The following is a 15,563-nucleotide window of genomic DNA, read 5'->3' as shown; positions in this document are numbered from 1 at the left end:
GTGCCTACTGTCAGAGTTGACAGTAGGCACTCCTCGGGATTGTCCTGTAGGGTCTCGCCGCTGTTCTGTTATCCACTTCCAAACCGTTCGCCAAGCGGATAATAAATGCGTCCCCTTTTCTTGGGGAAACGATCAAATTATCTGCTTGACCCCTGTCAAAGCGAACGAATCCGGATGTCGTCGATGTCGGTCACATAGTCTTGTCCAGGCTGCGTTCCATTATGAATTTCTATCCGCACCACTGTATTAATTGGTTCGAATGTGATTGAGAACGTTCTCCACTCTGGAGCGAGCGACTTAGCATGTAATACCTGTTGCACCCTACAGTGCAAAGCACCTGCCGGAGACGCTTTACGGGCACGTATGCTGAACTCATATCTGCCCCCGGGACGCAGCCCTCCTATGTTCGCAATTATGGTCGATACTTGCATAGTCCCGAATCCAAGCTGGCAATAGTCATTACCGCTCTCATTTTTGATCGTAACGACTCCGTTCGATTTCTCCCAGCCGTTCATGTCTCCATTCGTGAACGGGGTGTAGTGATCGAAAGAAACCAAGACATAGGTGCGCAACGGGAAGGGAATGGCCTCGCTCTGATTATTAGTGCGATTGAACGTCACCAGTAGCACAACCTTGAGCTCAGAACCATCGCGAAGCTTCTCCAGCTCGCTCCGTGATAGCGTCGTGGAGAGCCCGCCGGCCACTTGGCCTGAGGTGATCTCTGAGCCGATATAAAGCGGAATCGTGTAATCCGAGCCATCGCTCGCAGTCCCCTCACACTTCAGCCAGACTCGTTGATCAACGGCAATCAACGGCCAGGGGGCGACAGTGACGCGAGCATGTCCGGTAAATGTACTCAAATCCAACTCAGTACCAATCCCACCCTGCGCCGCCTCCGGAATCAGCGGCATCGGCAGGCTAGCCACAGGCATCGCCTGCACATTCAACGTAAACGGATCCGAGCGCGGTGACTCCACCCCGTTCTGGATCACCGTGTAGGTCACCATCACCGCTTTACCCAAGCTGAAAGCCACCACGCTGTTCGGAATCGGAACATTCCACCCATCCCTGACCGGCCATTCGCCCGAGGTGTGCGAACCCTCGGCGGGCGTGCCCGGTGCGCCGGTCCAAGTGACTTTCAGTTTGTCGTCGGGACGCAGCGCGGCGTTGGCCGGCACGACGACTGTCAACTCGTCCTTGGCATTGACTGGGTTCAGGGTGGCGCCGTTGGCTTCTTTTATCGAAGGTGCAGTCAAGTCCAAGGCCGAGCCAATGCTCATCTGCAAGATTTCTGACGGACTGGTCCCGCCCGCAACCCGCTTGACCCAATACATCGCCCGCACCGTGCCATCCCGATTCCCCTCGATCAACGCGGCGGTGATGGGGAACGGGAGGTCTTGGTTCTCGGTAAATTCAGTCACCCGAATCGAGTCCCGATACCGCCCGGTTTTCGACCCCCACCACAAGCTATGCACCCGGTCTCCGGCCTTTTGCCCGCTGTATTGGCGAACGATCAAGCGCGTGCCGTTCGGTTTGTCCGCCGGGTCCAGCACGCCGTCGTTCTCGCCTTCGACTACCGGCAGCGGCAATTCAGCCAGGGGAATACCGATGCTCAGCAGGTCAGCGTGCAGTGACTCTTCTGCGATGACTTCCCGGCTCACCACATCGCGCAACAGCTTGTAGTACAGATCGAGCGTGCCGCCTTCAATGACGGTGAGGTGCTCGCCGGTCACGACGATTTCGATCGGCACGCGACCCTCCGCTTCGTTCTGGCTAAGCGGATGCAGGGGCAAGTCGGGCTCGTAAGGGCTGCCGCTCTCGGTGATACCGTCCCAGATCAACGCAATGGCATTGCCCTCTTCCATGGCCGGGTCCAGCGGGATCTCGATGGTCGTACTGGGCAGTTGTGGATCGAGTGTGCCGGCGATCTCGTCCAGGGGGATCGGGGCCGCCAGGGGATTGGCCCGGCCCACGATCCGCGGGGCAAACACTTTCGAAAAAAGGTCGGGGCTCCCATCCGCCTTGATCAGCCGGTAGAAGAAAGCCGCATGGAGACCGCCGGCCAGCTGTCGCACCTCGGCGCTCGGACGTTTGAACTCGGGAATACTCGGGACACTGAGAATTTTCTCCAGCGCGAAGATGACTTCGTCGATCTTTTCCCCCTCCGCCGTTATGCCCGTCAAATGCATCTCGATTTCATCACCCACCTCGAAATTGGCATCTATCGCGACCACTTGAAAGGTCAGGTCCGCCTCGCCGAGCTGGTCCACGTCCAGCTCCAGATTGAACACCTCCTTGACCAGCGGCGCCGTCAAGCGCGAGTTGCCGGTGTCCACGATCACCCGCACTTCGGCACTGAAGTCGTCGGATTTGTTGTCCACCACGTCATAGACTTCAAAGACCACCGCCAGGCCGTTGGCATCGGTGTCCTTGGCCTCGATAATGGTGGCTTCATCGACGGTGATCACCAAAGGCGTGTTCTGTGGCGGCAGGTGCTCTTTCTCTACACGGCCCCAGACGTGTTCGCCGCCCCAGAACAGCTTGATCCGGTCCCCTTCGGCCATGATCGGGTAAGGCTCGATGGTTACCGGGACACCTCGCTTGGCGGCCTCCTGGTCCACCGCGCCGGGCGGCAGGAACTCGGGTGGGATCGTCAGTTTCAGTGCGGAGTGACCGGGCGTATCGCCGTTCTGATCGGGGCCACCGGGCGGGGCGAAGTCGATCTTGACGTGGATCTTCGTCACCTCCGAAGGCCTGTAGTCGGGGTCCCCGAGTATTTTCACGTCGTAGCTCAGGTCGAAGTCCCCATCGACCAGCCCGCCTACCGGGATAAACCGCTCGACCCACTGGCCCACCTGACTCTCTTCATCGATAGAGCCCGTCAGCACGGGGACAGGGCCCAACTTGATCCTGTAGGAATCGCCCCGGCCCATGCGGTCGCCCCAGGGCGGTAGAAGCAGGCGCAACCCCTGGTGGGGAAAGACGAGCTTGGCGGCGGCGATGTTGATGCCGACGCTGTCGACTGGAGCCGGCAGATGCGCCGGACCGCCGTCGGGAATATCCAGAGGTTCGTAATCCAGAGGGGTGTTGTCGGCAGTGTCCATGGCAGGCTCCCAGTCGGATGAGGTCTGGGTTTATTCAATGCCTGAAAGGGAGATGTGCCTACTGTCAGAGTTGACAGTAAGTCGTAGGGAGCGTGGCCGCTGACCGGATATACGCAAACCAGGCCATAACCGACCAACGGCGACTCAACCTGTCAATCCTGACAGTTGGCAAATCCTCACCCGACTAGCAGATTAGGGTTCAGCCCCCTACCAATGGACGTTCCCCATGACCCGGTTCATGCCCTGGCTGCTTCCTCCACTGGACCCTTCCCAAGCACCGTTGGAACTCCGGGGGCTGTTCATTGCAGGTTGGACCAGTCCGGTAATCGATGCTGACTTCGGAATCAACCGCAGCATTGTCTTCGACCTCGCCATCCCGCCCCAGACCGAAGACCCTCCCAAGGACGCACTTTGCGTTATCGATCCTTGGAACGAACAGAAAGAAGGCGACCATGTCGATGTCTACCTGAACGATGAAATCGTCGCCCAGGAGACTGTTCCGCGCGGAGGGCTTAGCAAGCGCCTGTTTTTGCCACTGCCACACGAAAAAATCGCCCCCACCTGGGGCGAGAACTTCCACTTCAAGTTGACCCGCGTAGGCGAAACCGCGCCCAGCGACGGGTCGACACCCTGGCGTTTGCGTATCAAGCTGGATCGACCAGGCGGCAAGGATAGAGAACCTCATAACCCCGGTCATTCGGAACTGAAGGCTCCGCTGCCCCCTCAGGATGTGATCGATAACGGGGTGGACGCCGGCTCCGCAAAGGACGGGTTCGACCTTGAGATCATGCATTACCCCGGTCGTGCGGCCCACGACACCATTCAGTTGGCCTGGGGTAGCGCCTTTGTATACCGCGAAATAACCGCGCAAGAGGCGGCGACTACCGATTCGATCTTCATCAGGATCGACCAGCAGACCATCCTGGCCGGCGGAGACAGTGCTCGACTGCTAGTGCACTACATGGTGTTCGATCTGGTTTGGAATTATGCCGAAAAATATTCTTCGCGCACTTATGTGCAAGTAGATGCCGGCGCCGCGCGACTGTCCGCACCCATCATCAAGGGCGCTTCCAATGGTGTTATCGATTTGCCGACGCTGGGCAAACGGCCCGTAACGATCCAGATTTTCGCGCTCGCACCCGACTTTGCCCTGAACGACACGTTGAACATGACCTGGATCGGTACTCCAGTGGTCGGCCTGCCCTTGGAAAACCGCCAATCCAAAGTCATCGACAACCTGCCCTACGTCTATGAGTTCGAGATTCCCAACGCTGAAATCCGTGCCCTGGCGGGCGGGTCTGGCGACGCATTCTATATCCTGGAAAAAGCCAACGGTGATCCTCCGCTGTCATCCAAACACGCCTTTGCAAACGTCCAGGGGCAGGTGTCCGTCCTACCCGCGCCGACCCTTATAGAACTGATTGGGGACACACTCGAACCGGACCAGCCCTTCGCCACAGTGATCATCCACGCTTATCCGGGAATGCAGGATGGCGACCATCTCAAACTGGTCTGGTTGGGTGAAAAGGCCAACAACGCAGGCCCATACCTGCATGAAGACGAGCACATTGTCAGCAACAATGAAGTCGGCACGGACATTGTGATGTTCGTCCCCGGTGAACACATCGAGGTCCTGCGGGGAGGCAGCCTGAAACTGAACTACTGGGTCTCCAACGACAACGCCGTCGTGTATGACGTCAGGGAGTCCGACGTCCTCGACGCCCTGGTCCAGGTCATCCGTGCCGACATCCCTGCGCCCCGGGTCGTTGAAGCGCCGGATAATAAACTCGACCCGTACATTCATACCGGCAGCGTGACACTGCGTATCGGCTACCTCGGCACCGCCCAAGGCGACATTCTCACCTACTACTGGCATGGCAATCCTGGAGATGGCAGCACCAGCGATTGGGTATCGATATCCCAGGTCAGCGCCGGCAAGGCACTGGACTTTACTATCCTGCGCAAGTACATCGAACCGAACATCAACGACATCGTCCGGATTCGTTATGTTGTCCTTGAAAAACTCACCGGCCGGTATCGCTATTCGGGCTTGCTTGAGCTGGTCATCGGTGACCTGCTGGGCGAATTGCCCGTGCCGGAGGTGATCGAAGCCTCGCCCGCCGATGAGCTGGATCCGATGAATGCACTCGCCGGCGCCACGGTAGAGGTGCGATACGCAAGCATGGATGAGCCACACGGGGTTCATTTGAATTGGCTGGGTACCCCCGGAGCGGGTACCTCCGATGATTTGGAATTGCCCGGCAGTACCACCGGCAGCGTTCGTTTCAACGTCCCGGCCTCGGTGGTCGGCGCCAATATCAACCGTAACGTGATGCTCGGCTATGAGGTGACGTACAAAGGCTTCATCTTTCCTTCCAAAACCCTGGCGCTGAAAGTATTGGCCTTCCAGGATCCGGAACACCAGTTGCCCAAACCACGGATTACCCAGGCAAACGACACGACGATGGTGTTGAACCTGGCAACCTTTACCGCAAATGCCAACGTCACCCTTGGAAAATGGCCGTTCATTGCCGCCAAGCAGCGCATCTGGTTTCGACTTGAGGGCAACACTGAGACTGGAACGCGCTACACCATTGCATTGCTGGACAGCCATGAACTGAACGACAGCCAGGTCGCCAATGGCCTGAGTGAAGTGGCGTTGCGAACCGAGCTGGAACGACTCGGCCACAACACACCGTTAACCGTGGTGTGCAAGGTGGGCTTCGGCGCTGAAACAGAAGAAATCTATGGGCTTACCTTTCCCCTCACCCGCTACACCTTCAAGACCCATCATGACTGGGTCGTTCCAGAGATCACCAGTGTCAGGGACTCCTGGGGCGAAGTGGGTGAAGGCGAAAACACCCTCGACACCAGTGTGAGATTGAGTGGCACGGCAACGCCGGACTCCAGTATCCAGCTCTACGACGGCAGCTCGCCAGGAGCGACCGTACCGGTAGACATCGATGGATCCTGGTTTCATATCATGTCCCCGCTGAGCGTGAAATCTTACCGGCTCACCGCCCATGCCCTGGACGGCAGCGGCTTTGTTTCATCGCCACGGACTTTTTCCGTAGAAGCCGCCAACGCCCCTTCCATCACCAGTATCAGGGATGTCTGGCGTGAGATTATCCATGAAGGCTACACCGCCAATCGGCAAGTCACGGTGACAGGCCAAGCCAATGCCAGGCAGAACGTAAGAATCACGGGGATTACAACGCCGGCTCCAGAAGAGCCGACTGATGGCGACGGTGTCTGGAGTACCACCTTCAGCGCCTTGGCCCTTCAGCGTTACAACGTTGTGGTCGAGGCGCTGTATGGCCAAGGCGTTCCGCCGTCCGCACCGCGGTCATTCACGGTGACGGGCGTTGTCAATCCGAGTATCAGCAGCGTTCGAGACTCCCGCGGCGAACTCAATAACGGTGCCACCACGACCGACAATCGAGTGGCCTTGAGCGGTAATGCCAGTGCCTATCAGGTCGTGCAGATCCTTGGCACCACGACGACAGCCCCCGAAATCACAGCGGATGCCGGGGGTATCTGGCACCTGCCACAGCTGGCGGTGACCCCGGCAGACTACAGCCTGACCGCCAAAGCCTTGTATGGCGACAACGTACCCATTTCACAGCCGCGGACTTTTAGCGTACGCGCGCCAACGCCACCGTTGAACTTCAATCAAAGCCCCGTCACATTGAGTGGAGCGGCCTACATGCTCGTCGGCAGCGCCGCGCTGCCCAATTTCGGCGGCGGCACGTCGGTACGCCACACCGCCACCGGCGGCATACCCCCCTATTGGTACAGTTCCAGCAACCCGGCAGCCGCCGAGATTGATCAATCCGGGCTGGTGACCGTGCGCCGCAATGGCGGCACGACCATCACCGTGACCGACTCGGCCACTCCAACGCAGTCGAAAAGCTACACCGTTACGGTGACTGGTGTCTGGCTATGTCATAACCTCGGAGGCGGGCATTACCAGACGATTCGCAACGTAGCCGCTTCACGTGGCTTGAGCGTTCCGGATCTCGGTACGCTGAATGCAATCAGCGCCGCCTACCGGGGCCGCTGGCCTTGGGGGGGCGCCTACACATGGTCCAGCAGCGTCAAGTATCCATTACCACCGGTGTATATGTATGCGCTGACCATGTCCAATGGCGCTACATGGGGGTTATGGGACCTTAACCCGAGCGGCACGGGCCTGGGCATCGGGAGGTAAGATGAGCACTTCAAACGCAAAGAACCCTGCACTGCGGCAGGGTTCTTTGGGTTATTTCCAGTCAGTTCCAGCGTTTACCAGCTGTAGCGTAGCCCCACGTTCGCGCCGAACGGCATTTCGATATTCTTGCCATTGGCATAGTCGAAATCGGCATGCAGTTGCAAACGCTCGCTGAGCTGCGCGGCTATACCCGCTCCGAGTTCACCGCGCGAACCCGAAAGGTCGTTATTGAATACGTTGTTATTGACTTTCACCTCGTTGTTTTTGGCGAACTCATGGGCCATCGCCAGCCGGACATAAGGCTGCAGCACCGTGCCGTCGTCCAGCGTAAAATTACGCCCGCCGGTCATGCCGACCTTGCCGAGGAAAGAATAGGTGCGGTCGCCTTCGGCCTGCATACCATTATCCAAACCATAATCCTGACCCTGGATCACCACCGTGGAGAACTGGGTATAGGGTTCAATGAAGTAGTTGTTGTCCAGCTTGATATGCCGTCCGAACTCCGCCGAGCCGCCCAGGCCCGTGGTGTTGTAGGAACCCTTGGCACGGCGGCTGTCACTCATTGAGACTTTCGCCTCATTATGAAAACGGTTCAGCTTGAGCACACCGTCGAAGTAGTAGCCCGTGTCCGCGTCCAACCACGTCGTATAAGCCCCCACATAGTAACTTTTCACGGTGCCTGAACTGCCGCGGCTCAAATCCAGGTCAGAGTTGCTGTGACCCGCCATCGCGCCAATGAGCCATTGTCCATCGCCCACGGGCAGCGGCGCGTCGGCACCGAGGGAGAAGCCTTGCTGAGTCTGCTTGTAGCCGGTACCGGAAGCCGCATCCACATTGTACTTGTTGCCATAGGTACGGCCCCACGCACCCGTTTTGCCTGCGTTGAAACGCAACTCACCCATGCGGCTGCGCAGGCTGGTCAGCTCACCCAGCCAGACTGTTGGAGCGGTATTGAACAGGGCCATGACCGTACGGGTACCGGGACTGATCGTCGCCGTCTCAGGGTCGAGGAACCAATCAGTTCCCCCTGAACCATTCGCGGCGGAAACCAATTTATACGAGTAGGTCCCGACATCCACTTGATCACCGACCAGGCCAAAGGTAGCGTCGCCCGCCGCCGTGTGCACCAGGGTCAGCGCTTGTGGAGACGCCGGATCGACGCCGGAACCGTTCACCTGCAACTCGTGAGCCCCGCTGGCAACGCCGGTGACATTGAGCACATCGTGTTCATTGGTGGCCCAGTCGACATCCATCTTGAAGGTTCCATCGCCCGTCAGGGTGCCCACATTCAACTGATAGAACTCACCAGCACCGCCGAAGACCACCCTTCCCCCGTCCATGGCCAAGGCGCCAACCGTATTGTCGCCAGCCATTTCCCAGTCGGAAGCGCTGTTGATCGTCACGCCGGAAACGTTGGTCAGATTACCTTTGAAGAACGAACCGTTGGCGAGCCTCAGGGTGCCGGTACTTCCGGACTCGACAATGAAATCACCTTCCATACGGCCCTGATCGAAACTCAGATTGACAGTGCTGTTTTCGGAGACATCAATATTGCCTTTCAGCACGACACCGCCACTGTTGCTCACATCCATGTTCGCCGTGGCGCCGCCGACAACTTCAAGCAAATTGCCATTGCCTGCGATGAGATTCGAGCCATTGGTCAGATTGATATTGAATACCGTGGAGGCGGCGCCGGCAGGCACGACACGGATGGCGGCACCGGTTTTTCCTTCGACGGTCGTGCCATCGAGCAACACGTTGCCTTCGCGGGGAAGTGGCCGATTGCCCCGCAGATCGAGTCCATTCAGGCCGCCGATAATCGTGCTGTCGGTGAATGTCGCGTCGGCACTGAACAACCTGACGCCGTAGCTATTGGCGCCCGTACCTTCGATATGCGAGTTGCGGATATCCAAGGTGCTCAACGCCGAAGCGAAGGCGCCGCCTTCCGATCCTTTGATAACGCTGTTGGATACCGTCGCCGACGATCCCACTCCGAGGCTTTGCAACAAGTGGAGGCCAATCCCGTTGGCATTGGTCACGGTGCTGTTGTTGATCGTTGCTTCACTGGCTTCCAGTCGCACCCCAGCGATGCCTCCGGTACCCGTGGCCGTCACCGTGGCACCATCAAGATTCACTCGCGAACCTTCACTTGCCCATATCTGCTGGGTCGTACTACCCGGGCGGACATTGATTGTGGAGCTTCTTGAAATGACATCCATGATATTGGCGCCATTCACATTGAGCGTGGAACCGGTGATAACTTCGTAGCGATCACTCGGGGTACCTGGGGCAACATCCCTGACTTCGCCATTTCCTACCAAGTCGGCCTGCGCCGATGTGTTGACCAACATCGATAAAACAAGGGAACAAGACACCGGCGCTATACCGGACAAAAGCAATCGTGTGGAATTCGAGGAATACATAGTGATGGACCTGAAGTAAGAGTAAACGTGCACTTCCTCACGACTCAGCGGCAATCAAAGTGCAAGGCGGCGGCAGGATACTTAAACAACTACCCACGGCGTGTAGGAAAAATCCCAAATACAACCAAGAAAAATCCCAAATTCATCAACGGAACTTCTCGACCCTTTGGAGAAATAACAACGGAAAGAAAAAATCCGCGTTTTTTCTTTCCGCTTCCTAACTTTTTCAGGACCTAAGGAATATCAGGGTTTATTGGACACAGACCTGCCGCATCCTTCGAAGCGGCACGTATCGAAAGCGTGCCTGACAAGGTCGACGTGCCGACCACCACCGTATAGTCGACCTTCAACGCCCCCCTGCGCCCTAGCAGATCGTCAAAATAAGTGGTCCTGGGCCCAACCGTTTCTACAAAGCCATCCTCCACTTGTGATTGGCTCAGTGAAGGAATCGACATTGTCCAAGGCGTTCCCACTGGGGTGACAGGTGGAAAATCGGAATAACCCTGTACGGTAATGTCCATTTGCAGACCTGCCGTCAACCTTGGATTCGGTGGAATATGCAACCGCAAGTTAGCGTCCGGACCGAGCCAGGACGAGCAATTGATCCACCAAAGGTTGTTTACGAATCGAGCATCAGGAAACTCCGGATTTTCCAGCCTGATGGGCACTGCCGCCTCTACATTCACTGGCGTCTTGGGAGAAGAGGCAGGGTTGTTATCATCGGTCACACCTACCTCATACCACACGCCAATCTCAATACCCGGTACCTTCTCGATCTCGGTCCAAGGCACATCGAATATGACATCAGCGCCTACAGCCGGCACGGGTGTTACTTCAGCTACGTAATTGGGTAGATCGCCCCAGTACAGCCTCGCCCAGTCAACGCCGACCAGACCCGCAGGCACTGTGAAAGTCGCCGTTGCATTAAATCCGATGTCGGACACCAACAACTTATTATCTTCTGGCGCTGGGCCACCTCCCTGGACAACCACCATTGGCAGAATGCTAGGGTCGATGACCTGAGATAAATCGACGTTGATGTTCCGCGCGCTGTCAGCATCGTACGTGTCGTAGCCCCGTACTATCTGATAGGTAACGGCCGTCGGTTTTTCGCCAGTCGCGGCACCGTAATCCGGTTCGATCAGTTCAGTATCGCTTACGTCAATAATGATTGGGTCTGATGGACTAATTCCTACCCTGTGGGGAAAACGGGCCGTATGCGTGCCCCACGTCAGGTAAATACGATCGTTCTTTCCGTGGTTTGTATAGAGCGGCACCAAGGCCCGGACGCCCGCTCGAACGTCGGCCAGATCAATCAATGTCTTGGCGTCTTCCGCTAGCGGCACTCTCAAGGGACGGAACGGCCCAACAGGAGGATCAAGCAGCAGCAGATGAGTTTCGAGAGGCACCGATTCCGGACCGACATTACCCACGATATCTTTCAGCTTGAACCTTATAGCCAGCAGTCCATCTTCTTTACCCATGAAGACTATAACCGGGATCCAAATTATCCGATTATTAGGAATCACCTCATCAAATATCAGTTTCGGAACAATGTCCTCTTCTACCTTAATGTAAACTTCGATCTGATCCTGATTACGTCGGCCTGTATAACCAGGTACGATCATAGGCACGCCTGTCGTACGGACACTGTCCAGGTAGGCCCTGGTCAACCCGCTGTCTTTAGCCTCCTGATCTCGGAACTCCAAAGCAACAGCTGATTGATTGTCATTGGGCGGAGTCTTATCGATATGGAGCTCCGCTATATCAGATTCCGAAGTGTCTCCCGACTCGATCGATACGGTGTACATCAGCTCGTAAGTCCCTTCCTCTGCAAAAGCGGAAGCATCGACGGTGGTATCATAGGGAAAGTCGCCAGGAAGAAATGGCCCGACAGCGTCATGCGTATCCGTAGGCTCTCCCCACTCTTCGCTCCCTTTGGGCCTGACGTAAATCCTGAGTACATCTGTCTCGTTATTTCCGGCTGGCTCTGGCCATTCCTCGACCTGCAATTCAAGATCTTTTTCCTGCAGCCTCCGAGGTACATACCCTGTGTATTCGGGGAATCCAGGAAAATAGTCCGGAATAATTATCGGATCCAACTTATCTGCTAGTTGCTTGGATCGTTCATGCAAATACCACGTATTGTAGGCCTGGCGAGCCTGCGCAGCAGTCAACTTGCTTTTGGTCTGGTCATTCATTTTTTCAGCTCCGGTAGATATCAATCAGATATATCCATGAATAGCTAAAATACTGACTACCCATTGCCTTTCCAACGAGCCCGACATCAAGAAGCTCGTAGATTTTCAATCCTCATGTCTAGAAGCGGCACACAGTTCTTCCGTAACGGTTTCAACGATCTTTAAATTTTCGGGTGCCGGAGAAGTGCCAAACTGTCCATCCGTTTTGGTCAGTGTGTAATAGGCGCCCCACGATCCTCGCGACACCAGTTTTATGTAAGGATCGAAGGGCCGGATCCAGACGTCGACAAAACCGTCACGAATATGCTCAGGCCTTATCTCTTGCGGAAACTCGCCGTAGGTTTCCGCAATTGGATCGGTGGAATTGAATGCTCGATAGCCTTGCCAGAACACCAGGATCTGGTCGCCTGTTGCAAAATGACCGCTGTCGAATTTGATGCGAACCCGAATCCCTTCCCACGGTTTATCTTCGCAACCGATATAACCAAAACCATCGGCATCTTCAAAAATCGGTGCAGGCAAATCATCGATGGTGGTGACTTGAACTCGCACATAAGTATTTTCGGATTGCTGTTCATTCACCCCGTTACTGGTGGTGTAGTAAACCGGCAATCTCGTGTTATTGGGTTCTGTGTCGATTACGTCCCAGGATACGGCGGAGAACGAAACTTCCGCGCCTTCGACATCCCCTGCCTGCACGGTATAAGTGGCGACGGCTCCATTGTATTGGCCCCAGTAGAGTTCAAGCAGCTCCCCTGGATTCGGCGCCTGATAAAGTTTCAGCTTCGGGATCACCGGAGAAGCCCGGTCAGTGGGCAACAGCACATTGGGCACGCCCGAACCGCCCACTATATCGATGAGCGGTAAAAGGGAGTTAAGCAACGCCGGTGCATTGGGATGGTCCTGACCCGCAACCGTGAAATTGATGTTGATATCGGCTTCTTCCGAGGGACGCGAACCACCATTACGAATGAAGTTGTACCCCACCTTGACCACCGAAGGCCCTGGCCCATTAGCGATCAATACACTCCAGGGCACCGGTATGTGCAACGGAAGAACAGCGTCGCGCCGGGGCAGCGCAACCCCGTCCCATAGCAGTTCGATCTGATCATCGGGTTGCAACGGAGGGGGAATATTATCAACGACCGCCTGCACCTGCGCCCGCGCATCGGCCCGGTGCACGAGGTTATCATCGTCGTGCAGAGGCACGGTGGGCGGCGGGAGCCGGCTAGGCCAAGGTATGAGGGACACGGTCCCAGTGGCAGGCTTCGAATAGGTCAGCGTTTCGTTTCCGGCACGATCCCGAACTTTGTAAAAGGCATGGAAGGTGCCATTCTGGTTCGGCGCACGAATGTCGTCGCCCTCTAAATCCACACGAATGTCTCCGGCATCGATCTCTGCCTGAAGAACCGTCTTCGTGGTGACAAAACTCTCTGTGGGTGGGTTCGTTGGCGACCAGTACAACTCAATCACATCACGATCCGCCGCGCCGGTGTAGATGGGCAAAGGAAGGCGAAACTCGACCTTGTCATTATTGTTCTGAAGATACTCGGCGGTGATAACGTTCCCCGGCAGATTACTGGGGAACAGTAATGCCTCAAGTTGTTTATCGTAACTGGGCGGTTGGCTATCCACCGTCACGAATCGATGTTCGGAAGGCGCCCCCGGGCCACCACCAGTAATGACAACTTCGTACCAGATCTCGAAGCGACCATCGGGTTGAAGATTGTTTTTCGGTACTTCCAGAGGATAGGGAAACATATCCTCTGTAATGGGACCTGGAAGTGTAACTGTATGCACGGGCACGCCAGTCCTATTATTGGGACGTTCCCAGTACAGTTCGATAATGTCTTCTTCACCGGCAATCGCAAATTCTGGCCATCGCTCGGGCACGTCGACAGGTAACGATTGATTCTGCGATCCTGTGGGAAGGAGCCCTTCTGGATCACTGTCGTCAATAATCAAGGGAATCGATAATTTCTTCAGGTCAGCCAATATCGGGCTTCTTTTGCGCATCAGAGGCCTTTCTCTTTCACCCGAGTCTTTGCTCTCTTTCGATTCGCTCACCTGCCACTCCAACTCGCGATGAATGAGATTATCGGCGCCGCACTGAGGATGCGTAGTTCATCTCGGGTCTACATGGCAGAACCCAAGTAAAATCTATTCGACTCTTTATCCGGCCGATTGAATACTGTCAGAGTTGACAGGTGCGGATACCGTTCGTCGCCTTAGTAGGCACCGAACGGCAATATCTCAGCTCTTGTAAATGAACGCACTTTGCATGCGGACATCGCCCTTGCTGGATGGGGGCTCTTTTTGAATACGCTACAAGAGCGTGTATTGAATTTGTAAAACTTCAGCGCCGTTGTAAGGACTCAGCGGCACACGAGGCAATCCGCCTGCATGCATCCGCCAGCTTCACCTGATCGACCACCAATCCAATCCGGATATGCCCCGCCGCACTGGGCCCGAATGCCTCGCCGGCCAGCACCGACACGCCGTAGCCGACCAGCAGTCGCTCGGCAAACCCCTGGGCGTCGAGGCCGGTCTGGCGCACGTCGACCATCACGAACATGCCACCGTCGGGCCGCACCGGCTTGAGGCCCGGGCAGTCATCGAGCATGGCGCAGACCAGGTCCCGGCGCTGGCGATATTCCTCGTGCATCTGCGCCACCTCAGGCAAATCCTGCTCCAGCGCCACCTGGGCGGCGCGCTGCACGAAGTCCGGCAGGCCGAACAGCATGCACAACGACAGGTTCGCCAGATGTTCGGCCAAGGGTTCAGGCCCGATGGCCCAACCAATGCGCCAACCGGTCATGGCGTGGGACTTGGACAAGCTGTTGATCGTCGCTGTGCGCTCGGCCATGCCCGGCAGGCTGGCTGGGCTGATGTGCTCGCCTTCGTACAGCAGATCGCTGTAGACCTCGTCACTGATCAGCCACAAGTCATGTTCAATGCACAGCCGCGCCAAGCCTTGCCAGGTCGACATCGGCAGGCTCGCGCCAGACGGGTTGTTCGGGCTGTTGAGTAGCATCGCACGGGTCCGCGGGGTAATCAGTCGAGCCACATCGGCCGGTTCGACCCGAAAAGCGTTTTCCGGGCGCACCGCCACTGGCACCACTGTCGCCCCGCAGGCGCCGAACACCGCTTCATAGGTGACATACATCGGCTCGGCGATGATGACTTCATCCCCGGGATTGAGCAGGCATTGCGCGACCGCATACACCGCGCACTGCGCCCCCGGCAGCACGGTCACATGCTCGGCACCCACCGACTGGCCGCAGCGCTGGCGATGACGCCGGGCGATGCTGGCACGCAAGGTGTACAAGCCACGGACGTCTGAATAATGAGTCTCGCCGGCCCGCAGGCTGGCGACGGCGGCGTCAACGATGGAGCGCGGCGTGTCGAAGTCCGGATCGCCCACTGACAACAGCAGTACATCCATGCCCTGCTCGCGCAGGGCCAGCGCCCGGTCGTGAATCTGCCAGGCAGCGGCACCGTCGCCGGTAATCCTTTGGGTCAAGGCTGAAAAGCGCATCCCGTTCTCCTGTCAGGTATATGGCTGACTCAACCTTATATCAATCGATCACTTATGCCAGTCGCACCCACACATCGGTATGACCTG

Annotated in this window: 6 protein-coding genes; 1 reads left to right on the top strand and 5 read right to left on the bottom strand. The window is 56.8% G+C overall.

The genetic code is table 11. The annotated features are described in order from the left end of the window. Nucleotides 1–155: 155 nt before the first annotated feature. Nucleotides 156–3,104, bottom strand: a complete 2,949-nt coding sequence (locus tag CD58_RS28760; RefSeq protein ID WP_025213163.1) for a hypothetical protein — start codon at nt 3,102–3,104, stop codon at nt 156–158. A 226-nt stretch (nt 3,105–3,330) separates the two neighbouring features. Here CD58_RS28760 and CD58_RS28755 point away from each other — a divergent pair, with 226 nt between their 5' ends. After that, nucleotides 3,331–7,314: an Ig-like domain-containing protein gene (locus CD58_RS28755; RefSeq protein ID WP_025213162.1), complete on the top strand. Its 3,984-nt coding sequence runs from the start codon at nt 3,331–3,333 to the stop codon at nt 7,312–7,314. A gap of 74 nt (nt 7,315–7,388) precedes the next feature. Here CD58_RS28755 and CD58_RS11575 read toward each other — a convergent pair whose 3' ends face one another. From CD58_RS11575 to CD58_RS11560, 4 genes are all read right to left on the bottom strand, one after another. After that, entirely contained in the window at nt 7,389–9,665 is a 2,277-nt protein-coding gene (locus tag CD58_RS11575) for an autotransporter outer membrane beta-barrel domain-containing protein (RefSeq protein WP_025213161.1), read from the bottom strand. A gap of 305 nt (nt 9,666–9,970) precedes the next feature. Then, nucleotides 9,971–11,938, bottom strand: a complete 1,968-nt coding sequence (locus tag CD58_RS11570; protein WP_025213160.1) for a hypothetical protein — start codon at nt 11,936–11,938, stop codon at nt 9,971–9,973. A gap of 105 nt (nt 11,939–12,043) precedes the next feature. Further along, complete coding sequence (locus CD58_RS11565; RefSeq protein ID WP_144238548.1) at nt 12,044–14,005, bottom strand: hypothetical protein; 1,962 nt, start codon at nt 14,003–14,005, stop codon at nt 12,044–12,046. Between the two features lie 289 nt (nt 14,006–14,294). Next, complete coding sequence (locus CD58_RS11560; RefSeq protein ID WP_025213158.1) at nt 14,295–15,476, bottom strand: pyridoxal phosphate-dependent aminotransferase; 1,182 nt, start codon at nt 15,474–15,476, stop codon at nt 14,295–14,297. Nucleotides 15,477–15,563 lie beyond the last annotated feature (87 nt).

Origin of the sequence: Pseudomonas brassicacearum, assembly GCF_000585995.1 — a bacterium.
Taxonomy (GTDB): Bacteria; Pseudomonadota; Gammaproteobacteria; order Pseudomonadales; family Pseudomonadaceae; genus Aquipseudomonas; species Aquipseudomonas brassicacearum_A.
Note: the sequence above shows the minus strand (reverse complement) of the source record. Positions and strands in the feature narration are given on the sequence as shown.